The 25,127-nt window shown below is 64.2% G+C and carries 18 protein-coding genes; 4 read left to right on the forward strand and 14 right to left on the reverse strand.

Annotated elements, in window-relative coordinates:
• Window positions 1–3: 3 nt before the first annotated feature.
• From E5K04_RS00780 to E5K04_RS00800, 5 genes are all read right to left on the reverse strand, one after another.
• On the reverse strand, window positions 4–918 hold the full coding sequence (locus E5K04_RS00780) for an HlyD family secretion protein (RefSeq protein WP_136550992.1): 915 nt from the start codon (window positions 916–918) through the stop codon (window positions 4–6).
• A gap of 10 nt (window positions 919–928) precedes the next feature.
• Window positions 929–2,233, reverse strand: coding sequence for a TolC family protein (locus tag E5K04_RS00785; protein WP_136550993.1), 1,305 nt, complete (start codon window positions 2,231–2,233; stop codon window positions 929–931).
• A gap of 154 nt (window positions 2,234–2,387) precedes the next feature.
• Window positions 2,388–3,983, reverse strand: a complete 1,596-nt coding sequence (locus E5K04_RS00790; protein WP_136550994.1) for a GMC family oxidoreductase — start codon at window positions 3,981–3,983, stop codon at window positions 2,388–2,390.
• Window positions 3,980–4,501, reverse strand: a complete 522-nt coding sequence (locus E5K04_RS00795; protein ID WP_136550995.1) for a hypothetical protein — start codon at window positions 4,499–4,501, stop codon at window positions 3,980–3,982. The genes E5K04_RS00790 and E5K04_RS00795 overlap by 4 nt, the downstream gene beginning before the upstream one ends.
• The gene (locus E5K04_RS00800) at window positions 4,498–5,925 is read right to left on the reverse strand and encodes a coniferyl aldehyde dehydrogenase (protein WP_136550996.1); all 1,428 of its coding nucleotides are present in this window, start codon (window positions 5,923–5,925) and stop codon (window positions 4,498–4,500) included. The genes E5K04_RS00795 and E5K04_RS00800 overlap by 4 nt, the downstream gene beginning before the upstream one ends.
• 101 nt (window positions 5,926–6,026) lie before the next feature.
• Here E5K04_RS00800 and E5K04_RS00805 point away from each other — a divergent pair, with 101 nt between their 5' ends.
• Window positions 6,027–7,205 carry a vWA domain-containing protein gene (locus E5K04_RS00805; RefSeq protein WP_136550997.1) on the forward strand — a complete coding sequence of 393 codons (1,179 nt, stop codon included), beginning with the start codon at window positions 6,027–6,029 and terminating at the stop codon, window positions 7,203–7,205.
• Between the two features lie 32 nt (window positions 7,206–7,237).
• Here E5K04_RS00805 and E5K04_RS00810 read toward each other — a convergent pair whose 3' ends face one another.
• From E5K04_RS00810 to E5K04_RS00850, 9 genes are all read right to left on the reverse strand, one after another.
• Complete coding sequence (locus E5K04_RS00810; RefSeq protein ID WP_136550998.1) at window positions 7,238–10,033, reverse strand: PilC/PilY family type IV pilus protein; 2,796 nt, start codon at window positions 10,031–10,033, stop codon at window positions 7,238–7,240.
• On the reverse strand, window positions 10,030–10,608 hold the full coding sequence (locus tag E5K04_RS00815) for a pilus assembly PilX family protein (RefSeq protein ID WP_136550999.1): 579 nt from the start codon (window positions 10,606–10,608) through the stop codon (window positions 10,030–10,032). The genes E5K04_RS00810 and E5K04_RS00815 overlap by 4 nt, the downstream gene beginning before the upstream one ends.
• A complete protein-coding gene (locus tag E5K04_RS00820) occupies window positions 10,596–11,795 on the reverse strand; it encodes a PilW family protein (RefSeq protein ID WP_136551000.1) in 1,200 nt (399 codons plus the stop codon). Before E5K04_RS00820 ends, E5K04_RS00815 begins: the two co-directional genes overlap by 13 nt.
• Window positions 11,796–11,812: 17 nt before the next feature.
• Complete coding sequence (pilV, locus tag E5K04_RS00825) at window positions 11,813–12,232, reverse strand: type IV pilus modification protein PilV (protein ID WP_136551001.1); 420 nt, start codon at window positions 12,230–12,232, stop codon at window positions 11,813–11,815.
• Complete coding sequence (locus E5K04_RS00830; protein ID WP_136551002.1) at window positions 12,232–12,753, reverse strand: GspH/FimT family pseudopilin; 522 nt, start codon at window positions 12,751–12,753, stop codon at window positions 12,232–12,234. Before E5K04_RS00830 ends, pilV begins: the two co-directional genes overlap by 1 nt.
• A complete protein-coding gene (locus tag E5K04_RS00835; protein ID WP_136551003.1) occupies window positions 12,717–13,151 on the reverse strand; it encodes a type IV pilin protein in 435 nt (144 codons plus the stop codon). The genes E5K04_RS00830 and E5K04_RS00835 overlap by 37 nt, the downstream gene beginning before the upstream one ends.
• A 469-nt stretch (window positions 13,152–13,620) precedes the next feature.
• On the reverse strand, window positions 13,621–14,823 hold the full coding sequence (locus tag E5K04_RS00840; protein ID WP_136551004.1) for an acetyl-CoA C-acyltransferase: 1,203 nt from the start codon (window positions 14,821–14,823) through the stop codon (window positions 13,621–13,623).
• Window positions 14,824–14,923: 100 nt separating this feature from the next.
• A complete protein-coding gene (locus E5K04_RS00845; RefSeq protein WP_136551005.1) occupies window positions 14,924–17,299 on the reverse strand; it encodes a 3-hydroxyacyl-CoA dehydrogenase/enoyl-CoA hydratase family protein in 2,376 nt (791 codons plus the stop codon).
• 130 nt (window positions 17,300–17,429) lie between these two features.
• Window positions 17,430–18,887 (reverse strand): OmpP1/FadL family transporter, encoded by a 1,458-nt coding sequence (locus tag E5K04_RS00850; RefSeq protein WP_136551006.1) that lies wholly within the window; start codon window positions 18,885–18,887, stop codon window positions 17,430–17,432.
• Between the two features lie 443 nt (window positions 18,888–19,330).
• Here E5K04_RS00850 and E5K04_RS00855 point away from each other — a divergent pair, with 443 nt between their 5' ends.
• Genes E5K04_RS00855 through E5K04_RS00865 form a run of 3 tightly spaced genes read left to right on the forward strand, consistent with a single transcriptional unit; the run spans window position 19,331 to window position 25,114 of the window.
• A complete protein-coding gene (locus tag E5K04_RS00855) occupies window positions 19,331–20,524 on the forward strand; it encodes an efflux RND transporter periplasmic adaptor subunit (protein ID WP_136551007.1) in 1,194 nt (397 codons plus the stop codon).
• Between the two features lie 16 nt (window positions 20,525–20,540).
• Window positions 20,541–23,705: an efflux RND transporter permease subunit gene (locus E5K04_RS00860; protein ID WP_136551008.1), complete on the forward strand. Its 3,165-nt coding sequence runs from the start codon at window positions 20,541–20,543 to the stop codon at window positions 23,703–23,705.
• Window positions 23,702–25,114 (forward strand): efflux transporter outer membrane subunit, encoded by a 1,413-nt coding sequence (locus E5K04_RS00865; protein ID WP_136551009.1) that lies wholly within the window; start codon window positions 23,702–23,704, stop codon window positions 25,112–25,114. Before E5K04_RS00860 ends, E5K04_RS00865 begins: the two co-directional genes overlap by 4 nt.
• The last annotated feature ends 13 nt before the right edge of the window (window positions 25,115–25,127 follow it).

Genomic DNA, 25,127 nt, shown 5'->3' on the forward strand with positions numbered 1-25,127 from the left:
CGTCTACCAGCGCGGTTTCTGCCACGGGGTCGCTGAGTCGATGCGGATCACCGCGTCGGCCGGCACCCCGGGGGTGAGACGGTGGCCGGGGTTGGCCGCGACATTCAGCTTCACCGCGTACACGAGCTTGACCCGCTCGTCGGCGGTCTGCACTTCCTTGGGCGTGAATTCGGCGCGCGCGGCGATCTGGCTGACCTTCGCGTCGAACGGCGCGTCCGGCAGCGCGTCTATCCATAGCCTGGCCGCCTGGCCGCGCGCGACGCGGCCGATCTCGCGCTCGGGCACGTAGACTTTCAGGTGCAGCTTGTCGAGGTCGACAAGCTCGAACACCGAACCACCACCGGCGAGCACTTCGCCCGGCTCGCGCAGGCGGCTGAGCACCACGCCTGCCGTGGGCGCCTTGAGGGTCAGCTCGGCCTGCATGCTGTCAACTTCGCGGGCGCCCGCTTGCGCCTCCTGCAGTTGCGCGCGTGCCTGGGTCACGGCCTCGTGCGCGTGGGTCGCCATCAGGCGCATCTGCTCGGCACGCATCCGCTCGACCGAGCCTTGCGCGAGCAAGGCCTCGAAACGGCGTGCGTCGCGCTCGGCCTGCGCCGCCTGCGCGCGGGCACGGGAGAGCGCCGCCTCAGCCTGCATCACTTTCGCGTCGAGCGCCGCCTTGCGCGCGTCGACTTCCTCCGACGACAGGCGGGCCAGCACGTCGCCCGCGCGCACCGTGTCGCCTTCGCCGACCAGCACCTCGGAGAGCCGTCCCGGATATTTGGTGCTGATTAGCGTGCGGTCACCCTCGACGCGGCCGTTAACGGCTAAGAGCCCCGCCGGCAGCTCGGGGGCGCGGTTCAGCCACCACGCGCCAACCGCCAGCACGGCGACCAGGGCAAGTCCCGCTACGGCAAGGATTCGTGTTTTCTTCGGCATTTTCGTCCCCTTACAGGAGGCCCGCGGCGCGGCGCAGGCGCAGGCTGGCGGCCTGCCACCCATAGCGGGCGTCTTCGGCGTTGCGTTGGCTGTCAAAATGCATGGTCTGCGCGGCGAGCACGTCGGTCTGCGTCGCGAGGCCGTTGCGGTAGCGGTTGGTCTGGATCTTCAGCTGCTCGGCGGCCTGGGCAAGTGCGCTGTCGGCCACCTTGAAGCGGGCCTCGGCGTTGGCAAGCTCGCTTGCCGCCTGCGCAAGCTCGAGCGTGATCGCGCGCTCGGTGTCGGCACGTTCGGCCAGCAGCGCGTCGGCCTCGCGTTCGAGCGCGCGCGCCTGGGCGCGCGCGAGTCCGCCGTCGAACAGCTGCCAGTGCATGCCGACGCCGACCGACGCCGCGCCCTTGCGCACGAGGTTGGGGTTGTCCAGCCAGTCGTACGCGGCGAACGCGGCCAGCTGCGGCGCCGCGTCGGCGCGTTTGGCGCGCGCCGCTTCGCTGCGCGCCTGGGCGAGCTTCTCCAGCCCGGCCAGTTCGGCGCGGCTGCCGGCGCGCCCGGCAAGGTAAGCGGCGGTAAGCCCCGGCGCGGCAAGCTGCGGGTCGCTGACGCTCACCGCGCTTGCCGGCGGACGGCCCAGATAGCGGTTGTACGCGGCACGCGCAAGTTCCAGCGCGTTGTCCGCCTCGATGCGCCGCCCCTGTGCGGCGGCAAGCGCGGTGTCCGCGCCCAGCACGTCGACCCGCGCCACCACGCCCTCGCGGTAGAAGTTGCCGACGTCGCGCCGGTAGGCGCTCAGCGTCGCGACCTGCTGCAAGGCGACCTTGCCAAGCGCCTCGGCGCGCAGCACGTCCAGGTAGGCGAGCCCGACCGCAAGCTTGAGCGACTGGCGCAGCGCGTCCTCGCGCGCGCGCGCCGCGTCCTGCCCGGCGCGTGCGCCCGCCGCCATCGCGTCCAGCGCGCCGCCGGTATAGAGGGGCAGTGTCGCCCGCACGCCGGCATAGGTGTTCACGCGGTCGGTCAAGTCGAACCTCGCCTCGGCAGGCAGGCCAAGCGGCGCAAGCTGCGGCACGCCGCTCAGCGCGGAGAGGTCGACCCGGCCTTGCGGCGCGCGGTCAAAGCGGCGCAGGTCGGCGTTCACCGCCAGCGCCGGGCCCGCCGCCGCCTGCGCGGCCTCGAGCGTCGCCGCGCCAGCCTCGACCCTGAGACCCGCAGCAAACAGCGCCTGGTTATTGGCGAGCGCCGCCTGCCACGCCTGTTCCAGTGATTCCGCGTGCGCGGCGAACGCCGCACACAGGCATACACCACCGAGCAAGGCCTTCATGCCGACCCCTGATAAATGAATGACTATTCATTAGCATTTTAACACATAGGCATGATCCGGGCTTGAGCTGGGTCAGACAGCCTTGCTCTGCTGCGCCAAAAAAACGACACCCAGCGCGGGCCGGGTGCAGGGGCGGGCAAGCGCAGCGCGCGCGCTAGGCCAGCCGCTTGCCCAGCGCGTCGGCACTGCGCGCCGCGAAGGCGTACACCGACAGCTGCGGGTTGGCACCGATGCTGGTGGGGAACACCGAGCCGTCGACCACCGTGAGGTTGTCGTACTGCCAGTGGCGGCCGTACGCGTCGACCACCCCGCTTTGCTCGTCCTGCCCCATCGCCGCGCCGCCCATCACATGCGCGCTGACCACCCGCGCGCGCAGTACCTCGAGCGGCAGCGCCTGCAGCTGCGCGTGCGCCTCGGCAAGCGTGCGCGCAGGCGCGGCGTCCTCGTGCACGGTCAGCACGCTTTGCGCGCCGGCGGCGAATTGCAGCTCGGCCATGGTCAGCCAGGCGTGGCGGAACGCGTCCCACAAGGGTTCGCTCAGCGGGTAGTCGAGCAGCGGCGAGCCGTCGCCCCTGAGCTTCACCTGCCCGCCCTGGCTGTCCGGGTGGAAGCCGTCGCGGGTGAGCGCGAGCATCACGTTGAGGTTGGGCATCTGCCGCATCTGCTCGCGGTGCGCGCTGCCGAAGCCGGTCAGGGTGGTGCCGAGCAGCACCGGGTGGATGGGCGGCACTTCGAGCTTGTAGCCGACACGCTCGGCCAGCGGCCAGCGGTGCAGGAATTCGTCCGAGTACACGCTTTGCGGCGCGCCCTGCCACGGCCGGATCGCCTCGGGCATCACCGCGCCGGAGAGCACCACCGGGTGCAGGAAGGTACGCTTGCCGGTCTGGCCCGACGCGTCGGCCGCGCCGCTGCGCAGCAGGATCGCCGGCGTGCCGATGGCGCCTGCGGCGAGCACCACCTCGCGCGCGCGCACGGTCAGCACTGGCCCGCTTGGGCGGATGCCGTCCGCGCCCAAGGCGGCAAGCGACACCCCCGTCACACGGCGGCCCTGCAGCAGCAGGCGCTCGGCACGGGTGCGGGTAAGCAGATGCGCGCCCGCGTCGAGCGCGGCGGGGATGGTGGTCACCAGCATGCTTTGCTTGGCGTTGGTCGGGCAGCCCATCCCGCAGTAGCCGAGGTTCCAGCAGCCCTTCACGTTGCGGCGCATGCGCGCACTGGAGAGACCCAGCGCCGCACAACCCTTCTCCAGCACGCTGTTATTGGGGTTGGGCGGCAGCGCCCAGGTGTCGATCGACAGGCGCGCCTCCACCTGCGCGAACCACGGCGCCATCTCGGCGTCGGTCAGCCCCGCGAGGCCGTGCGCGTCGCGCCACCAGGCCAGCGTGGTGGCGGGCGTACGGAACGAGCTCGTCCAGTTGACGGTGGTCGAGCCGCCGACGGTGCGCCCCTGCAGGATGGTGATCGCCTTGTCCGCCGTCTGCCGCCCGGCGGACTCCTGGTAGAGCTCCGGGTAGGCGAGCGCCTCGTCCATCCTGAAGCGGCTCGCGCCAAGCAAGCCACCCTCCTCGATGAGTACCACCGAGAGGCCGCGCCGCGCCAGCGATTCGGCCGCCATGCCGCCGCCGGCGCCGCTGCCGATGATCACCACGTCGCATTCGAGGTTCTGGTTCGCCTTGAGCGTGGACGCGTCGGTGACCCGCCAGCCGCGGGCGAGGCCATCCAGCGAGGTGTCTTGGATTGGGCTGGTCATTCGAACAAGCGCCTCGCGAACTCGGGCCGCGCGTAGCCGATGGCGGCGTGGCTTGGCGCCTGCCCGTACCACGCGGCATTAATCAGCGCGTGCAAGGCCTGATAGCCGGCGCGCAACAACGCAATAGGCGCGGTACGCCAGCGCTCGAGAAAGGCCGCGGCCTCGGCGGCGCTGGCCTCACCCCAGGCGGGCGTGACCCGGGCCAAGTAGCGCCGGCCCCAGTTGGAGCCTATCAGGTCGAACAGCTGCCTCACCTCGGCCTGCACCGCCAGCGGCATGCCGGCCACCGCCGCGTCCACCCCGCGCAGCACGGCCTCGCGCTCGCTTGCGGTGAGCGAGAGCCCCAACATGGGGGAGGCCAGCGCGCCGAGCATGGGCGCGTCCTGCCCCTGCAGGAAACGCGCACCGGCAAGCGGCACGGGCTGCGTCGCGTCGGGCCGGGCGAGCCAGGCCGCGCCGGCGAGCAGCAGAGAAGCGGCGAGGCTTCCCTTAATGAAACGGCGGCGGTCGGCCCTCATCGGCCGAGCATCCTTGCGAGCAGCCAGCGCGCGCGCGCGCCGTACGGCGCATGCAGCAGCCACAGCGTATTGAGGCGCGGCATGGTCAGCACCGGCTTGAGCTTGGAGAAGGTGAGGAAGCCCTCGTGGCCGTGGTAGTGGCCGATGCCGGACGCGCCGACGCCGCCGAACGGCAAGTCGTCCTGCGCGACGTGCAGCACCGTGGTGTTCACGCACATGCCGCCGGCGATCGTCTCGCGCTCGGCGCGGGCGATGCGCGCCTTGTCGGTGTCGAAGAGGTAGAGCGCCAGCGGGCGCGGCCGCGCGTTCACGTAGGCGAGCGCCTCGTCGAAGCTGCGGTAAGGCACGATGGGCAACAGCGGGCCGAAGATCTCGTCCCGCATCAGCCGCGTGCCCTCCGGCGCACCCTCGACCAGCGTGAGCGCAAGCTTGCCGCAGGCAGCCAGGTCTTCCGCCTTGGGGTTGACCTCGGTGAGCCGTGCGCCCTGCGCGGCCGCCTCAGAGAGCAAACCGGTGAGCCGCGCGTGGTGGCGCGAGTTGACGATGGCCGTGTAGTCTGGGTTGGCGGCGAGCGTCGGGTACATGCGCGCGGCGGCGGCCTTGACCGCGTCGACAAGCGCCGGTGCCTCGCCCTCTGGCACCAGCAGGTAGTCCGGCGCGACGCAGGTCTGCCCTGCGTTCAGCATCTTGCCGACCACGATGCCCTCGGCCGCGCGGCGCGCGTCGAACCCCGGCGCGACGATGCACGGCGACTTGCCGCCCAGCTCCAGCGTCACCGGCGTGAGGTGCTCGCTCGCCGCGCGCATCACGTGGCGGCCCACCGCGGTCGACCCGGTGAACAGCAGATGGTCGAACGGCAGCGCCGAGAAAGCGGCGGCGACGTTCGCGTCGCCCTCCACCACGTCGACCCAGCCGGCGAGGTAACGCTTGCAAAGCGCGGCCATCAGCGCGCCGGTCTTGGGCGTGAACTCCGACATCTTGACCATCACCCGGTTGCCGGCGGCAAGCGCGGCCAACATCGGCCCTACCGCGAGGTAGACGGGGTAGTTCCACGGCACGATCACGCCGATGACGCCCAGCGGCTGGGGCCGGACATGGGCACGCGCCGGCTTGAACCAGAAAGACACCGGCCGTCCTTGCGGCTTCATCCAGCGCGCCAGGTGTTTCTTCGCGTGGCGGATGCCTTCCATCGACGGAAACAGCTCGGCAAGCCGCGTCTCGGTGTCGCTCCGGTGGCCGAAGTCGGCAGATACCGCGGCACCCCACTCGCCCTTATGGTTCAGCAGCATTTCGCCAAGCGCATCCAGCACCCGCTGCCGCGCGGCGAGCGGGGGGTCGGGGTCGGCGCGCCACGCGCCGCGCAGGGCGTCGAGCCGCGCGGCAAGGTCGCCGGAAAGCATGAGCGGGGCGGTCGGTGCGTCCATATGATGTTATCCTCGTGTGGCCGGGCGACCGTTCAAACGGTCGTTTGTCATAGTATTTTCACTCTAAGCCAATCGCCTGACGCTGTCACCACCCGCATATCATGCTACTCGACTTCTTCTACGCGCTGCGCGAAGCCGGCGTCCCCGTCTCGATCAAGGAATGGCTGGTGCTGATGGACGCGCTGCGCCGACACCTCGCCTTCGGCCGCGTCGATGACTTCTACACCCTGGCCAAGCTCGTGCTGGTCAAGGATGAGCGCCACTTCGACCGCTTCGACCAGGTGTTCGCGCGCTTCGCGCACGGCATCGAATCGTCGCTCGCTGACGACGCGCGCGAACTGCCCGAGGAATGGCTAAGAAAACAAGTCGAGAAATTCCTGAGCGACGAAGAGAAGCAGGCGCTGAAGGCGCTGGGCTGGGACAAGCTGATGGAGACGCTGAAGGCGCGGCTGGCGGAGCAGCACGGCCGGCACCAGGGCGGCAACAAGTGGATAGGCACCGGCGGCACCAGCCCGTTCGGCGCCTGGGGTTACCACCCGGAAGGCATCCGCGTCGGGCAGGAGAAGTCGCGCCACCGCCGTGCGGTCAAGGTGTGGGACAAGCGCGAATTTCGCAACCTGGACGGCGACAGCGAACTCGATACCCGCAACCTGAAGGTCGCGCTGCGCAGCTTGCGCGAATTCGCGCGCGAAGGTAGCGCCGAAGTGCTCGACCTGCCCGCGACCATCGCCGCCACCGCGCACAACGCCGGCCATCTTTCGCTGCAAATGGAGCCCGAGCTACACAACGCGGTGAAGGTGATCGTGCTGTTCGACATCGGCGGGTCGATGGACGACCACATCCGCGTGTGCGAATCGCTGTTTGCCGCCGCGCGCAGCGAGTTCAAGCACCTGGAGACCTTCTACTTCCACAACTGCGTGTACGAGACGGTGTGGCGAGACAACGCGCGCAGGCACTCCAGCTCCCTGCCGGTGTGGGACCTGATCCACACCTACGGCCAGGACTACAAGCTGGTGATCGTCGGCGACGCGACGATGAGCCCGTACGAGATCGCCTACCCCGGCGGCAGCGTCGAACACATGAACGAGGAAGCCGGCGAAGTGTGGCTCAAACGCCTCACCCAGCATTTTCGCCACGCGGCGTGGCTGAACCCCGAGGACGCGTCGCGCTGGCCCTACGTGCAGTCGATTGCCATGCTGCAGGAACGCATGGAAGGCCGCATGTTCCCGCTGACGGTAGACGGCCTCACCCGCGCGATGCGGGGGCTCAGGCGGGGCTGAGCATTGCCCAGCCGCCCCCCCGCTCGCAGCAGCTACAACAGTTCCCGCCACGACAGGACTCTGAATTTCGCCTTGCCCGGCACTTGGGGAGACCACAATTTGGTGCTGGTAAAAGTCTGGTCGGCATGACGCACCAGCGCACGCTCGCCGTCGGCGGTCTCGACCAGCACCGGCCGGCTACCCAACGCAGTGCTGATCTTTACCATCCCCTTCTCTTTGTCGGCCAACTGGCCGCCGTTGCTCGGGCTGACCGTCAACAAATAGCTTGTGCCGCCGGGTTCGCACGGCTTATTGGTCGGCTTGTTGGCGGTGTAGACCAGCACGCCGCCGCGCGACAGCGCCCCCTGCGAGATGATGCGAGACCCGCTGACCGGCAGGTCGACGTACCAGCCCTTCTTACTACCAAGGGCGTTGGCGCTCACCGTATAGCCTGACGAATCGTCGCCGGTCAGGGTTTGGCAGACGAATGCACCATCACCACCGCCCGTCGGGCAGCTGGCGCCATTGCTACCTCGGATGGAGGGCAACACTGGTGCAGCCACGCTACTGTCATCGATCACTCCGTACAGCGTCTGCAACTGCGTCGAAGTGATATCGGCTTCGTCCAAATACTGGCCGGTGCCGACAAACACCTTGTACTCGCCGGCCTTGCTGCCAGCGGTCACCAGCGGCGGCGAAGTGACCGGTTGCGCCACACCGCTGCCATCCTTTAGTTGTGCGACGCGTATCGCCTTGCCGTCCTTCAGGTTGAAGCGGAACAGGTTGCCTTGGGTGTCACCGCCGTAGATCACGTCGACCACGGCTGCTGCCCCAGCGTCCTGCAGTTTGGCAAGGTAGGCAAGGTCTCCAGCCTCACCTGTCGGGATGGTCATTTTCACGCTGCCGTCCGCCGGGTCGAGCAGGAACACGTAACCAGAACCATTGTCGCCTTGCGCGCGGTAGCCGGAAGGCACCACCACGCGCCAGCCATTGCTGGTATTGACCATCAGCGGCGTCGCAAAGCTGAAGCCTGCGTTGGGTGGGGTGACTTCCCACTTCACCGTGCCGATGTAATCGGTCTCTTTAGCTTTGATGGGATCAGCAGGCAGACTGGTAATGTCAAGCGCGTAATACGCCTTGCCGCCCTTGCCAAGCCCACCAACCAAGAGCTTTTTACCATCGATGTCGGCGACAGCGGGAGTCGCATCGAGCAAAAATTTATGATCGGCGACGGAGGCGAGCGGGCGCGTAGTCGCCGACAGTGCCGGAGTCGATCCCGTATACAGCGCGCGCGGCACATAGGCGAACAGTTCGGTGCCACCACCGTCCAGTTTGCCCTCGAATGCGTGCAACATGCCGTCGTTGGCAGCCTGAAACACGACAGTGCGTCCATCCGGGTATTTGACGATCACCGGCTCGGCATTGACGATATCGCCAAGGGGGACCGTTCGAAGAGCTGCAACAGATTGCCCTGTCGTTGCTGTATTACCAAAAGTCGCACCCTTTGGCTGGCTCGTAACCGTGCTGCCGTTATGAGTCACTACATAGCGAGTATTCGCTTGGCGTGAGGCGAGCATTTTGGCAGCAGACCACTCGTACTCTTTCTCAGGTGTTACAACAGGGATACCGGTGCTGGGGTCAAGCCGGTAGGCCCTCAGGTCGCCGCTCCAGTTGGCCGAACTGTAGCGCGACGCATACGCGGCATCGTCGACCTCGACGTGAGGATTGACGACTGCAATTGCCGCTGCAGCATTTTCCTTGGAGAATGCGTCGTCGATCGCTTCCTGAAAAGTTTTCGTAAGCTCAGCTTCGTCGGTGGCAAACAACAGCTTGCCACCGCCACCTTGCCAAGCCGCCTCCTGCATGAGCGGTGAATTTTTTAGCGTCGAATCTGCAAAGCCGATCATGTAAACGGAAATTAACTTCCCTTTATTCTTGCCTGGCGGCGGCTTTAAATCCGGCCTCAAGTCAACCTCGTGCAGGGCTTGCGCCACGTCATCCAGGTAATCGCTGCCATACTCAAGTGTTTTTTTACTACCCTTCAATTCGCCATCTTCGTAATCGTGGACTGTACCAACTGGGTGCTTAGTATTTGGATGACTATTTTCTGTAGTCAGAGTGCCTTTTCTATCGTATTGTCCACAGCCACTAGTAGGTTTTGAACAATCACCGTCATAGTCACGCAGATATCTATTGTCTGACAGCCCTACATCTTCCGTCGGATTTCCATCGGTCATCACTATAATATTCGAGCGCTGGCACCAATATTGCACCGCAGGTGTGGCCGTTGATGCCCCGACTAGTTCGCCCCTCCCAGTGTTATTTTGAGCAAAGAAATCCGTTCGCGAGACAGCTTGACTCATTCCATTCGAATCAACAAATTTTATAGACTCTGAGCCTGATTCACGTGCAAGATAATTTCCGATTCCTGACAACGTTTCGGACAAAGGCGTGTAGTTACTAGCAGACAGCTGTTGAATACTTTCTTTAATATCAGTCAAAGATGCATATGTCAAATCGGTCAATGCATAATCAAGCTCCCCACCATTTTTACCATAGCCAGATTTTGCATTAGCGAAGGTTACTAATGCGACTCGCGACTTATCTTTTGGTAGCTTATCCAATACAGCCGTGGAGGCGCTCTTGACTATATCGATTCGGTACTTATTGCCAATTTTTGGGCTCATACTCCCCATCGAAGCAGAATCGTCAAGCATGAATATGAAATTTGTGCGGACGTTATTTTTAACCGCCAGCGGCACATCGCTAATTGACACCGCAGCTACCGAAAAAACGGGCAGGAAAGCGGCGACCGTACCTGCCAGTAAAATATTTCGAGCGTTTTTCAATTGTATGCCCCTCCCAACATCACCTCGTAAAACGACTCGGTGCCACGCGGCCCCTGTGCCCGGATATACACGCGGTACCTGACCTCAACCGCCCCACCCGTCAATTCGTACGCGCACTTTTTCTTGACGTCTACTTCATCGGTTAAAGTCGGGTTGGACGAGCACTGCCGTTCGATCACGTACTGGAAGCGGTAGTCACCGTTGTTCGCCGCGCAATTGCCGTTGGTACCGTCATCGTTGGTGCAGCTGACGTTGGCCCAATTGATCGCCTTGGGGATGCCACGTGTATCAAAATCGTCTTTATTGGTCGAGCGTGTAGCAAGGTAGAGGTTGGCGACCCCCGTATTGCCCGCACTATCGTTGACAAGGCTGGGCATTTTGTTGAGTGCATGGACGATCGCGCGATCCGCCGCCTGCATGGTCGCCTGCCGGAAGGCAGTATTGGCGGCGATCTGGCTGGACGTTTCCATCGAGCGCACCACGGCGACGCCGGCAAGCATCAACACCACCAGCACGATCAGCGTGACAAACAGCACCGCCCCGCGTTGGCGACGCCCTTTGCTTAGAGGTTCCATACGACGTTCCTCAGCGGTATCACTGCGGTGTACACGCGGTAGCGGTAGTTTTGCCAATCGCGACCAGTCGGACGGGGGACATTACGCAGGTCAATCACTGGCGCCGCCGCATCCTGGAAAGAGCACGGTCCGAAGTTGGCGACCTTGGCGGCATTGGTGCACGCGGCCGTTACTTCGTCGGGAGCAGCCTCTGCGCTGCGGGCGACCACTACCAAGCGCACCGCGCGGATACGTTTGGCGTCCTCGCGGCTCGGGTTTGCCCAAACGCCGATCGGATCTTTCCATTCAGTCACTTCTTTGGAGGTTGCGTTGGCGCTGATACCGTACTGCGCCTGTAGCTGGACGATGCCGTCGACCAGTGGGGTTTGGCTATTGCCGACACACGCGGTCAAACTGGACATGCAGGCCGCCAGCTGGTTCGAAGAAATCAGATACGTGCTAACAGATGTCGTATTTGCGCGCTGAATAATTGAGCCCGCAGGGTAACTGTAGTTAGTAAATGTTTTGTTAATTTGACCACCAGGGAGATTGTAAGCTCCCTTTTGCCCTGAATTATGCTGGATCTTTGAGTCAGGCCCTGCACTGGTAACTTTAGTTACCGTAAAAAGAGTGCACGGTGTGGCCGAATTATTTGGATCCCGGATTAAAACAACGTCTCCATCAGAGACTCCGACAGTCTTATCCACATCGAAATTTGCCGACTCTTGTGGTTTATTCCCGACAATTCTAATTGAGCCATCATCCCCCAGCGGGGTCACTGCCGAAGGGCCTGCCTGATAGAATGTCAACCCATCAGGCGCGCTATCAACCCCACTTTCGATACGCACCACCATTCCATTAAGTGGCGTCACAATACCCGGGACTGTCGATATATCTGCTCCCCCATTAACAATAATATCTGCGCCACTTGGATTATCATATTTCACGTTATAAGACGTGCAGGACATCTCACTACTCCGCCCGTACAAGCCGTAGCCAGCATTGCGCAGGGCGCGGTCCAGATAAACCAGCGCAGCTTGCGCATTCTCCTGCGCATCGTTGCCGCCGGTGGTTGCCTTGCGCTGCTGGCTGACGAAAGCGACCGACTGGGTGACCGCCAGCACGACCAGCAGGCCGACCGTGATGCCGACCATCAGCTCGACCAAGGTAAACCCCCGGCTGCTTCGATGAATGCTCAGTGCTTTCACGCTGTTTCTCCCTGGTTTTATTGCGGTGGCAGCACGGTAATGACTTGATGTTTGCGCGGCGGGTCTTCATTCGGGTTTGACCGCCACTGCAGGGTGACCGTGACCTCGCGCGCTGCCTTATTGACGGCAACCGTCTGTGTCTGCGCTGTGGCATTTGGCAGGGTCGCCACCACTTCAGCCACCCAATCGCCGGTGATCGTCCCGCTGGCTGCTGGCGTCGCGAAAACGTCGAGGTTGCTTTGATCAGCTACCGCAATGTGGCCGATCAGGCTGTCGGCCAGAAAAGCCGCATCGGCCCGGTATTTGGCATCCGAACTCAAGTAGACCGCACGCCCCTGCAGTGCGATCAGACCAAGTACGCCCAGCGAAAACAGCAAGATAGCGACCAGCGCTTCGATCAGCGACACGCCACGTTGTCTGGAATGAAATACAGCCATCAGCAGCCTCGCGGATCGTTGGCAGCGGTGATTGCCGGGTTGCACAGACGGGCCAAACCACCCAGCCCGAGATTCACCCTCAGCGTATCGGCCCCCGTGACAGCGGAGGAAACGGTGATCTCGGTCAATGCCGCACCGGCTAGCACCCGCCCGTTTGCCTGGAAAGTCACGGCAGTATTTCCGCCGGCATAACTCGTCGTCAGTCCGCGCCCGCCTTCTGCGGCCGGACGTGTCTGCAGGGTTGCCGCCGGCGCGACTTGTGCGACAGTCCAACCAGTACCGCTGGCGGTAAAACTGACCTGCGCATTGCGGCGCACCGCTTCGGAGCGCGCAAGTTTCAGTCCGTTCAGCATCGCTTCGGCCGCCGTGCGAACCCGGAAGTTGGCGACCATCTGGTTGAATGACGGCAAGGCCAGCGCGGCGAGGATGGACAGGATGACCACGCTGACCATTGCCTCGACCAGCGTGAAACCGGCAAAACGCCTCAGCATGATGTCTGTCCATTGCTGGTAAACCAGCATGCTGCGCTGCCGGACAAGCCCGGGAACGCGGTAGTTGCCCTGGTGCCGGTCTGATCGATCGTGAAGGTGTAGCCAGCCATTACGCCGCCGGCAGTGCCAGTGGCGGTGACTGTGAAGCCCTGGTTGGTTCCGACTGCACCCCAGTTACAGCTGTAGGTAAAGGGAGAGTTGGCGGGTATCGCTTCTGATACACCGCAAGCGTTTGCACTCGAACCGTAGTGCCGGTTGTCCTGATAGAACTGGTCGAGACGAACCCGCCAGGTCGACAGGATGCCGTGCGCCTCGCTGATGCGCCCCCTGACCAGATAATCCGTATACGCTGGCCATGCGATCGCAGCGAGAATGCCGATGATCGCGACCGTGATCATCATCTCGATCAGGGTAAATCCGTTTTTCATGTTGCCCCCAGCCTATGCGCCCCTTTTTATGGCAATAGCCAATCACCCAATTTGGATTTTACTTCGCCAGGCTGAACTTCGTACGCATGAAACACCCGCATGGTAGGTTACTCCTAGGCGAGCAGGAAAAGGGTGATTACCCGTGGCCGCCCCTGAACACCGCAAAGCCAACGATACAAGGGCTTACGCACGTCAGCGGTGCGCTGCGCACAGTTTTGCCTATGTAGGCGACAGAAATTTCTTGTTACTTATTTGCAACAACCCAGCCGTCGCGCCCACGGCATCCTCACCAGCAACTGTCTTACGGCCGAGATGGTCGTAACTGAAATCGCCCCACGCGTCAGCCTCCATCGCCCGCCTCTTTCTGCAAGCCACATGACTTTGCTCAAGGGTACCCGCCAACAAAAGCCCCCGACCAAGGCCGGGGGCTTTACGGGAGCACCGGCTGAACCGGCACATAGAGTCAGGCTTACAGGATCTCGAGGATGCCTGCGGCGCCCATGCCGGTGCCGATGCACATGGTGACCATGCCGTAACCCGTTTCGCCGCGGCCGCGCATGCCGTGCACCAGGGTCGCCGCGCGGATCGCGCCGGTGGCGCCCAGCGGGTGACCCAGGGCGATCGCGCCGCCGTGCGGGTTGACCACGCTCATGTCGAGCTCCAGGTCACGCGCAACCGCCAGCGCCTGTGCGGCGAACGCCTCGTTCAGCTCCATCCACTTGATGTCGGCGAGCGAGATGCCGGCCTGGCGCAGCGCGGCGGGGATCGCCTCTTTCGGGCCGATGCCCATGATCGCCGGCGGCACGCCCTTGACCGAGAAGGTCACGTAACGCGCGAGCGGGGTCAGGTTGAATTGCTTGAGCACCTTCTCGGAGACCAGCACCACGGCGCCTGCGCCGTCGGACATCTGCGAGCTGTTGCCGGCGGTGACCGAACCCTTGGCGTCGAACACGGTTTTCAGCTTGGCCAGGCCCTCGATCGAGGTGCCCTCGCGCGGGCCTTCGTCGGTGTCGAGCACGCGGGTCTTGACGATGACTTCGCCGGTCTCGAGGTTCGGGGTGCGGTAGGTCGCGGTCAGCGGGCTTATCTCGGCCTTGAACGCGCCGGACTCGATGGCGGCGATGGCGCGGCGGTGCGATTCGACGGCGAACGCGTCCTGGTCTTCACGCGAGATGCCCCACTGCTGGGCAACCTTCTCGGCGGTCAGGCCCATGCCGTAGGCGATGGCCAGGTTTTCGTCGCGGGCGAAGATTTCCGGGTTGAGCGACACCTTGTTGCCCATCATCGGCACCATCGACATCGACTCGGAACCGCTGGCGATCACCACGTCGGCTTCACCCAGGCGGATGCGGTCGGCCGCCATCTGCACGGCGTTGATGCCGGATGAGCAGTAGCGGTTGATGGTGATGCCGCCGACGGTGTCCGGCAGGCCAGCCAGCAGCGCGCCGATACGCGCCATGTTGAGGCCCTGCTCGGCTTCCGGGAACGCGCAGCCGGTCACCACGTCGGCGACCAGCGCCGGGTCGAGTTCCGGCACCTGCGCCATGGCGCTACGGATCACATGCGCGAGCATGTCGTCCGGGCGCACGTTGCGCATCATGCCGCGCGGCGCCTTGCCCACCGGGGTGCGGGTGGCGGCGACGATATACGCTTCTTGTACTTGCTTGGTCATACCTTGTTTTCTCCTGCGGTGCGCGTCTGGCGCGCCGGGCGGCCCCTCGTGGCCGGCCGCCCTGCCGCTTTAAGTCTGTCTATGCGTTGCGAGCGTCGCGTCAGTTGCGCAGCGGCTTGCCGGTGGTCAGCATGTTAGCGATGCGCGCCTGCGTCTTCGGGTGCTTCAGGAGCGTGATGAACGCCTTGCGCTCGAGGCCCAGCAGCCACTGCTCGTCGACCAGCGTACCCTGCTCCACGTCGCCGCCACACATCACGTCGGCGATCAGGCCGGAGATGAAGTAGTCGTGCTCGGAGATGAAGCGGCCTTCCAGCATGTTGACGAGCTGGCCCTTGATCGACGCGGCACCGGCGCGGCCGGCCACCGGGAAGCCCTTGCTCTTGAGCGGCGGGCGGTAGCCTGCGTTGGCGAGCGCCAGCGCTTCGCTCTTGGCGACGAACAGCAGTTCGAACGCGTTGAACACCACCACGTCGGCCTTCTTCAGGAAGCCCATTTCCTGCGCCTCGGCGGCGCTGGTGGCGACCTTGGCCATGGCGATGGTCATGAAGTATTCCTTCAGCGCGGACAGGATGTCGCCGCGCGCCTCGGCAGCCGCGCGCATCGCGAATTCCTTGCAGCCGCCGCCACCCGGCAGCAGGCCGACGCCGACTTCGACGAGGCCGATATAGCTCTCGAGGTGCGACACCACGCGGTCCGCGTGCAGCACGAATTCGCAGCCGCCGCCGAACACGTAACCCTGGGTCGCCGCGACCACCGGCACCTGGCTGTAGCGCAGGCGCATCGACATGGCCTGGAAGCGGGTCACCGCGTTCTCGATCGCGTCCCAGTCGCCCATCATGAAGGCCGGCATCATCGAGGCGAGGTCGGCGCCGACCGAGAACGGCTCTTCGGTCTGCCAGATCACCAGCGCCTTGAAGCGGTCTTCGGCGATGTCGAGCGCGGCGTTCAGGCCGTCGATCACGTCCGGGCCGATCGCGTGTGCCTTGGACTTGAACGACACCACCAGCACGTCGTCCCCGGTGGTGAACGCGCGCACGCCGGCGTTCTCGAACACGGTCTCGCCCAGCGGCGCGTTGGTTTCGCCCAGCACCTTGGCAGGTGCGAGCTGGCGTGCGTAGACGTCAAGCTGCGAGCGGCCGACCAGCTTGCCGGAGGCGGCGTCGAACGAACCCGCGTCGAAGTGGACACCCGCACGGTCGCCTTCCAGCACCCAGGCCGGCAGCGGCGCGTTACCCAGCGACTTGCCTGCGGCGATGTCTTCGGCCACCCAAGCGGCGATCTGCTGCCAGCCGGCGCCCTGCCAGGTCTCGAACGGGCCGACGCTCCAGCCGAAGCCCCAGCGGATCGCGAAGTCGACGTCGCGCGCGCAGTTGGCGATGTCGGCCAGGTGGAAGCCGATGTAGTGGAACACATCGCGGAAGCACGCCCACAGGAACTGTGCCTGCGGGTGGCTGCTTTCGCGCAACTTCTTGAATTTCTCGGCCGGGTTGGAAATCTTCAGGATTTCCTTAACCGCGTCGTCGCCCTTCTGGCCGCCTGCCACGTATTCGCCCGCAGCGGGGTCGAACACCAGCATCATCTTGCCGTCCTTCTTGTAGATGCCGCGCTTGGCCTTGGCGCCCAGCGCGCCGTCGGCGATCAGCTTCTGCAGCCACTCGGGCGACTTGAAGAGCGGGTGCCACGGGTCGGCCGGCAGCGTATCGTCCATGGTCTTGACCACATGGGCGAAGGTGTCGAGGCCGACCACGTCGGCGGTACGGAAGGTGGCGGACTTCGGGCGGCCCAGGCGCGGGCCGGTCAGGTCGTCGACCACGTCAAAGCGGATGCCGAATTTTTCGGCGTTGGCGATGGTCGCCAGCATCGAGAACACGCCGATGCGGTTGGCGACGAAGTTCGGGGTGTCCTTGGCACGGATCACGCCCTTGCCAAGGGTGGTCACCAGGAAGCGCTCGAGGTTGTCGAGCATGCCTGCCTCGCTGGTCACGCACGGGATGATCTCGACCAGGTGCATGTAGCGCGGCGGGTTGAAGAAGTGCACGCCGCAGAAGCGCGGACGGACGCTTTCCGGGCAGGCGTCGGCGAGCATGTTGATGCTCAGGCCGGAGGTATTGGTGGCGAAGATGGTGTGTTCGCCCAGGTGCGGTGCGACCTTGCGGTAGAGGTCGGCTTTCCAGTCGGCGCGCTCGGCGATCGCCTCGATCACCAGGTCGCAGTCCTTCAGGAGGTGCAGGTGGTCTTCGTAGTTGGCCGGCGTGATGTGCAGCACGGCTTCCTTGTTCGACAACGGGGACGGCTTCTGCTTCTTCAACGCGTCGACGGCCTTGAGTACGATGCCGTTCTTGTCGCCTTCTTTCGCCGGCAGGTCGAACAGCACGGTCGGCACCTTGGCGTTCACGAGATGGGCAGCGATCTGCGCGCCCATCACGCCGGCGCCGAGCACGGCGACCTTGCGTACGATGAATTTGGATTGAGACATGGTTTCCTCGTTGGTTGAAACACAACAATCATCAGACGGCGCCCCTCCAGGGCCGTCTTGCATCTGAGGGTGGGCCGCCTTGCGGCGCCCCACCCCGAGAACTCACGCTCCCAAATCCACCGGAGGGGACTTAGAAGCGGTAGTTGTACTGCACGCCAAGGATGTTGGCGTAGGCTTTGTAGTCAGCGGAGCCCTTGGTGTAGCTGGAGACGCAGTTAACTTGGCCAGGCACCGAACCACCGCAGTAGCCGTTGACCTTGGCCGAGCCGTCACGGATCTTGATGAAGCTGTACGCCGCATCGATCGAAGAGGCCTTGTTCAGTTTGTAGTTGCCTCCAAACGAGAACCAGATACGGTCGTTGTCAGGCATGGTCGCGAGACGCTTGTCTTCCGACGGCACTGGGGTCTTGTCGTAGGCGATACCAGCACGCAGTTGCAGCGGCTCGCTGTAATCGTAGGCACCCCCTAGCGACACCTTGTAGGTGTTACGCCAGGACGGAGTCAAAATCGTCTTGTTCGTATTCGGCGTCAGTCCACCAGGACCGGGCTTAGCGTTGCCGTACACGATCTCTGCCCGGTCAAACTGTGAGTGGCGGGTCCAGGTCAGATCTGCAAAGCCGGTCCACTTCGGATCAAACTTGTACATGCCGTGCAGCGACAGCGATTCGGGAGTCTTGATGTCAACTTTGGCAGACTCGTCAGCAGCGTAGCCGAGCTTACGCAACGTGGCTTGCGCCTGCGCAGCCTGCGTAGGTGTCAAGACCGGTTTTCCACCGATGACCACATTGGATGGTAACGTCCATTGGGCATTACCCTCCAGCGTATGTTTCACGGCCGAACGATAGTTCACACCTACGCGAGCGTTATCATTGATGTCCCACAGCCAGGCCAGATTAAAACCGAAGCCCCAGTCATCGCCCTTGACCGTCGCGTAGCCATCAGCCGTGCCATCGGTAGTCATGCCGGGAGGCAGCGGGGGCAGCGTCAAGCCCAACGCGCCAGCAAGAGCAGGCACGCGCGCACCGAAGTTTGCGTATTGACGCAGTTTGGCTTCCGCATACTGCGCCACCACACCTACGGCCACCGAGTGCTGGTCATTCAGCTTGAACGCGATAGTCGGATTGATGTCGATTGTCTTGAGTTCGGTTTCGTTCAGGTTGTAACGAAGCACGGAGTCTCGCTGATACTCAGTTTTCGATGCGAAAGGCACGTAGATACCGAGACCCGCCGTCACTTTGTCATTGAGCTGCTGAGTCAGGTAGAGGTGGGCAACCGGAACGACATCGTCGGTCAACTTGCCGTCGGTAGACCCCTTGATCGCAACCCCACTTGGGTAGGTACCCTTGGCATTGCTGTACTTAACGCTCGGGGCGACAACATTGAGCGCGCCGGAGAAATTGGTGCCTTCCAGCTTGGTCATGCCAGCGGCGTTGTAGAAGATGGTCGACGCGTCGGACGCCTCGGCGGCGCTCGCGTTGGCAGTCGACTGCGAGCTGACCGACTGGGTACCGAAGTGGTAGCCGGAAGCGAAAACGGTGGAAGTGGCTCCGATCAGCATCACGGACAGGCTGAGGTGCTTGAGCTTCATGTGTGTGTCCCTCTGTGTGCGACTTTGATGTTGTTTGCCTATGTTGCCCGCATATTGCAAGGCAATGCGATACTACCAGAGCCCTAGAGTATTTCCACCAGTTTTTAGATTGATCGTTCTAATTGCGCGTTCCAAACGAACGTTTGAATCCATGCGGGTGAATGTACCCGATTTTATTTCGTGTGAATACCCCCGCAGCATGATGCGGGCCATCCCGCCGCACCCGCTCCCTGCCACGCCCCGTCGACAAGCCACCTCCAATGCATACGCAGCGTGCAATCTTGCCCGCTTGCACTAGGGTGTAAAGATAAAAAGGGCCGTCTGCGCTTCCACGCAGGCGGCCCCCGGATCTCAGTGCCAGACCAGCTGGTCGGCACGATGTTCGTAGTGTAGCCGGCGTGCAACGCGGCCGGCATCCGATCGACCGACCCTCAGGAGCGGGCATGAAACCAAAAACAGAATTGCGACTTGCGCAGGCCGGCAGCACCCTGCCCTTGCTCTTGCTGGCCATCGCCGTCAGCGGCTGCGGCAAGGAGCAGGCGCCTCCACAACAGGCGGCAACCGCCGTGACCGCGATGAAGGTCGCCGCGCGCGACGTGCCGGTCAGCTTCACCTACGTCGCGCGGGTCGAGAGCTCGCAGAACGTCGATATCAACGCGCGGGTCGCAGGGTATCTCGACAGCAAGCAGTACACCGAAGGCGGCCGCGTGAAGAAGGGGCAGACGCTGTTCGTGCTCGACCAGCGCCCGTTCAAGGCCGCGCTCGATTCCGCGCGCGCGCAACTGGCCAATAGCCAGGCGGCGCTGGAGACGGCACGGCTCACCCTCAAGCGCTACCAGGAGCTGACCCCGAGGGGCGCAGCGGCGCAGGCCGACCTAGACAACGCGACCGGCACTTACCAGCAGGCGATGGCCAGCGTGAAGCAGGCCGAGGCGGCGGTGACGCAGGCCGAGCTCAACCTCAGCTACACGGTGATCACCTCGCCGGTCGACGGGGTGTCGGGCATGGCGATCCCGTCGGTCGGCACCTATATCAGCGCGACCAACAGCAAGATGACGACGGTGGCGACGCTCTCGCCGATGTGGGTGAACTTCAGCATGTCCGAGAGCCAACGTCAGAGTCTGGACGCCGCCGCGCGCAAGGGCCTGCTCAAGACGCCGCCCGGCGGCGTGTTCAACGCCGAGATCCTGCTCGGCGAAGGCCAGCAGTACGGGCAGACCGGCAAGATCACCTTCGCGTCGCCCTTCTACAACAGCGACACCGGCACCTTCATGGTCCGCGCGTCGGTCCCCAACCCGGACGGCGTGTTGATGCCCAACCAGTACGTGAACATCCGCCTGACCGGCGCCACCCGCCCCAACGCGATCCTCGTCCCGCAAAAGGTCGTCCAACAGGGTGCGGGCAGCAACTACGTGTGGGTGGTCGGCAAGGGCGGCAAGTCGGAGTACCGCACGGTCGAGGTCGGCCCGTGGCAAGACAAGGGCTGGTTCATCGAGAGCGGGCTGAAACCCGGCGAGCAGGTGGTCGTCGACGGCGTCGCCACCTTGCGCCCGGACACCCCGCTCAAGATCAAGCCCTTGAGCGACGCGCAAGTCAACGCCGAGCTGGGCCTTGCCCCGGCCGCCACCCAACCCTGAACCCGGGAGGATAACCATGTTCTCCCGCTTCTTTATCGAACGGCCGATCTTCGCGGCGGTGGTGTCGATCGTGATCTCGCTGATCGGCGTGCTGGCGATGTCCGGCCTGCCGATCGAGCAGTACCCGACCATCGCGCCGGTACAGGTGCAGGTCACCGCCAACTATCCCGGCGCCGACGCGCAGACCGCCGCGCAGACCGTCGCCGCGCCGATCGAACAGCAGATCACCGGTGTCGACAACCTGCTCTACATGAGCTCCAGCAGCTCCTCCAGCGGCAACGTCACCATCAGTGCGTACTTCGACCTGGCGACCGACCCGGACATCGCGCAGGTGCAGGTGCAGAACCGGGTCAACCTCGCCACGCCGCAACTGCCGCAAATTGTCACCCAGAACGGGGTGTCGGTGCAGAAAAAGTCGTCGAGCATCCTGATGGTACTGACCATCACCGACCAGAGCGGCAAGATGAACGCGCAGCAGCTGGACAACTACACCAACGTCAACATCCTGGACGCGATCAAACGCGTGCCTGGCGCCGGCCAGGCCTCGCTGTTCGGCACGCCCAACCAGGCGATCCGCATCTGGCTGAATCCGCGCAACATGGCGTCGCTCGGCGTTACCACCACCGACGTGAAGAACGCGGTCTCCTCGCAGAACGCGCTGGTCGGCGCCGGCCAGATCGGCCAGGCACCGAGCGAGGGCGAGGTGCAGATGACCTTCCCGGTGGTCACCGACGGCGCATTCTCCGACCTATCCGTCTACGAGGACATGATCCTCAAGGCCTCGCAGGATGGCAACGCGGTGGTGCGCCTGAAGGACGTCGCGCGTGTTGAGGTGGGCCGCCAGTACTACAACAGCTCTAGCTACTTCAACGGCAAGCCGACTTCGGCGATCGGTATCTACCTCGCGCCAGGTGCCAACGCACTAGATGTTTCTGACGCGGTCCGAAATACGCTTGAAGGCCTTAAAGCAAACTTTCCACAGGGGATGCAATACAACATCGCGCTGGACACCACCGACTTCGTGCGCGACTCGATCAAGGAGGTGGTCAAGACGCTGATCGAGGCAATGGTGCTCGTCATCGTGGTGATCTACCTGTTCCTGCAGAACCTGCGCGCGACGCTGATCGCCGGCGTCGCCATCGTGGTGTCGCTACTGGGCGGCTTTATCGGCCTTTACGCGCTGGGCTTCTCGATCAACCTGCTCACGCTGTTCGGACTGGTGCTGGCGATCGGTCTGGTGGTCGACGACGCGATCGTGGTAATCGAGAACGTCGAGAAGATGATGCACGACCACCCGGAGATGACGCCCAAGGAGGCGGCGATCGCGTCGATGGAGGAAGTCTCCGGCGCGGTGATCAGCATGACGCTGGTGCTCTCGGCGGTGTTCATCCCGGCGCTGTTCATCTCGGGCACCACCGGCCAGCTCTACAAGCAGTTCGCGGCGACCATCGCCAGTGGCGTGCTGGTGTCGGGCATCTCGGCGCTGACCCTCACCCCGATGCTGTGCGCGCTGCTGCTCAAGCGCACCCCACCGCCGACCAAGGGCCCGTTCGCCGCGTTCAACCGCTTCTTCGAGCGCACCACCAAGTCCTACGGCCGGCTGTCACACCTGGTGATCCGCAAGGCGTTCTTTTCCCTGCTGTGCCTTGCCGTGATGCTGGTCGGGCTGTGGCAGCTGTTCCGCACGGTGCCGACCAGCTTCGTGCCGCAGGAAGACCAAGGCTACATGATGGCCGCACTGATCATGCCGGAAGCGGCCAGCCTGCAGCGTACGACCAAAGCCGGCGAAGAAATGGACAAGATCATCCGTGACCAGCCCGCTGTCCAGTTCAACACACTGATCGACGGCTTCAGTCTGCTCGACGGCCAGGTCAAGTCGAACGCGGCGACCGCCTTCATCGGCCTCAAACCATTCAGCGAACGCAGCGGAGAAGATGAATCGGTGTTTGCAGTCTCTGGCAAGATCGGCGCGCAGGCACAGTCGATGACTGCGGGCACGGTGATCCCCATCGTGCCGCCGCCCATCCCCGGCATCGGCACGCAAGGCGGGTTCGAGCTCTGGATCCAGAACCGCGGCACCGACGGCCCCGAGCAGATGCAGGCGACCGTGCAGCGCTTCATCCAGGCGGCGTCCAAGCGGCCGGAACTTGGCCGCATGACCAGCACCTTCAACGCCAACAGCCCGCAACTGAAGGTGACCATCGACCGCGCGCGCAGCAACCTGATCGGCGTACCGGTGAACGACGTGCTGTCCACCCTGCAGGCGCAGTTCGGCTCGCTGCGGGCCAGCCAGTTCAACCAGTTCAGCCGGGTGTGGGACGTCACCCTGCAGTCCGACGCCAAGTTCCGGCAGACGCCCGAGGACATCGCGCATGTGTATACCCGCTCGCAAAGCGGCGACATGGTGCCGCTCTCGGCACTGGTGAACACGCGCTTCACCAACGGCCCGGCGCTGATGTCGCACTTCAACAGTTTCCCGGCGGTACAGGTAACCGGCTCGCCGGCGCCCGGCTACAGCTCGGGGCAGGCGATCAAGGCGCTTGAGGAAACCGCTGCCGAGGCACTTCCCTCCAGCTACAGCTACGCGTGGAGCGGCCTGTCGTACTCGGAGACCACCTCGGGCAACGACTCGATCTTCATCTTCGTGCTGGGCATGCTGATGGTGTTCCTGATCCTCGCCGCGATGTTCGAGTCTTGGGCGTTGCCGGCGGCGGTGATTTCGGCAGTGCCGTTCGGCCTGTTGGGCGCCTTGCTCGCCACCTGGCTGCGTGGGCTGGACAACGACGTCTACATGCAGATCGGCCTGTTGGTGCTGGTGGGTCTGGCCGCCAAGAACGCGATCCTGATCGTCGAATTCGCGGTGATCCAGCGCCAGGCCGGCAAGAGCCTGGTCGAGGCAGCGGTCGACGCGGGCGAGCTTCGCCTGCGCGCGATCATCATGACCTCGCTCGCGTTCATCTTCGGCACACTGCCCCTGGCGCTCGCCACCGGTAGTGGCGCCAACTCGCGGCATTCGATCGGCACCGGCATCGTCGGCGGCATGATCTTGCTCTCGACACTCGCACTGATTTTCGTGCCGCTTTTCTACTATCTGTTCGAGCGCTGGCGCGAGAAAGGTAAAGACAAGGCTAGCGAAACGCCCGAGCCGGCTACCGCCGGCCACAAGGAGGGCCAGCCATGAAGAACATCGCCTACCTGACCCTCTTCGCGCTGGTCTCAGGCTGCGCGGTCGGCCCCGACTACCGCCAGCCGGCCATTGACACTCCGCAAGCCTTCAGCGGCCTGCCCAAGGACGCGCAGGCGGCGGTACTGGACGACGCCTGGTGGCGCGCCTTCGGCGACCCGGTGCTCGACGCCTACGTCGACGAGGCCTTGCGTAACAACCGCGACCTCGCGATTGCGCTGGCCAACGTCGAGGCCGCCGCCGGGCAACTGACGACGGCGTCGGCCGCACTCTACCCGCAACTGGGTTACCAGCTGAACGGCCAGCGAGGGGTGACCTCTACGCAAAGGCTCGCCGGCGACAGCAGCAGCTCCGACAGCTACCAGTTCCTCGGCAACGCCAGCTGGGAGATTGACCTGTGGGGCGGTTTGCGCCGGCAGCGAGAGGCGGCCAAGGCACAGCTTGCCGCGAGCGAACAGGCGCGCCGCGGGGTGCTCCTGAGCGTGACCGGCACCGTGGTGCAGGGCTATCTGCAACTGCGCGGGCTGGACCGCCAGCTCGAGATCACCCGGCGCACCGCGCAAAGCTACGAGGAGACGGTCAAGCTCTTCGAGCTGCAGTTCCGTTACGGCGCGGTCGCGCGCATCAACGTCGAACAGGTGAAGAGCCAGTACCAGCAGGCGCTTTCGGCGATCCCGCCCTTGGAGGCGTCGATCGCGCAGAGCGAGAACGCGCTGAGCCTCCTGCTCGGGCGCAACCCCGGCCCGATCAAACGCGGCAAGGATATCGACGCGCTGACGCTGCCGCAGGTACCGGCGGCACTGCCGTCGTCCCTGCTCACCCAGCGGCCGGACATCCTGGAGGCCGAGCGGCAACTGGTGGCGGCCAACGCACAGATCGGCGTCGCCCGCGCGCAGTTCTTCCCGACCATCAGCCTGACCGGCAACGCGGGCAACGTCAGCCTCGCGCTGAGCGACCTCTTCAAGGGCGGCACCTCGATCTGGGGCGTCGGCGCCGCGGTGGCCGGCACGGTGTTCTCCGGCGGCTCGACGCTCGGCCAGGTGCGCAGCGCCGAGGCGAAGAAGCGCGCTGCGGAGCAGACGTATCTGAAGACCGTGCAGCAGGCATTCGCCGACGTCGAGAATGCGCTGAGCCAGTACAGCGCGGACGGGCGCAAGCTCGCGTCGGAAGTGGCGCTCACGCGCAGCAGCAAGGAGTACGCAGACCTTGCCTGGCTGCAGTACGACGGTGGCCTCGCGCCCTACCTGACCGTGCTCGACGCCCGCCGCCAGCTGTACGCGGCCGAGATCAGCCAGGCACAGGCGCGCACCAGCCAGCTCGGCGACGCGGCCAAGCTCTACCTGGTGTTCGGCGGCACTTGGGTCGACCGCGCGGCCATGCTCAATACGCCGCCACCGGCGCGCTAAGCCCCTTCCCTGC

Origin of the sequence: Crenobacter intestini (assembly GCF_004919095.1) — a bacterium.
GTDB lineage: Bacteria > Pseudomonadota > Gammaproteobacteria > Burkholderiales > Chromobacteriaceae > Craterilacuibacter > Craterilacuibacter intestini.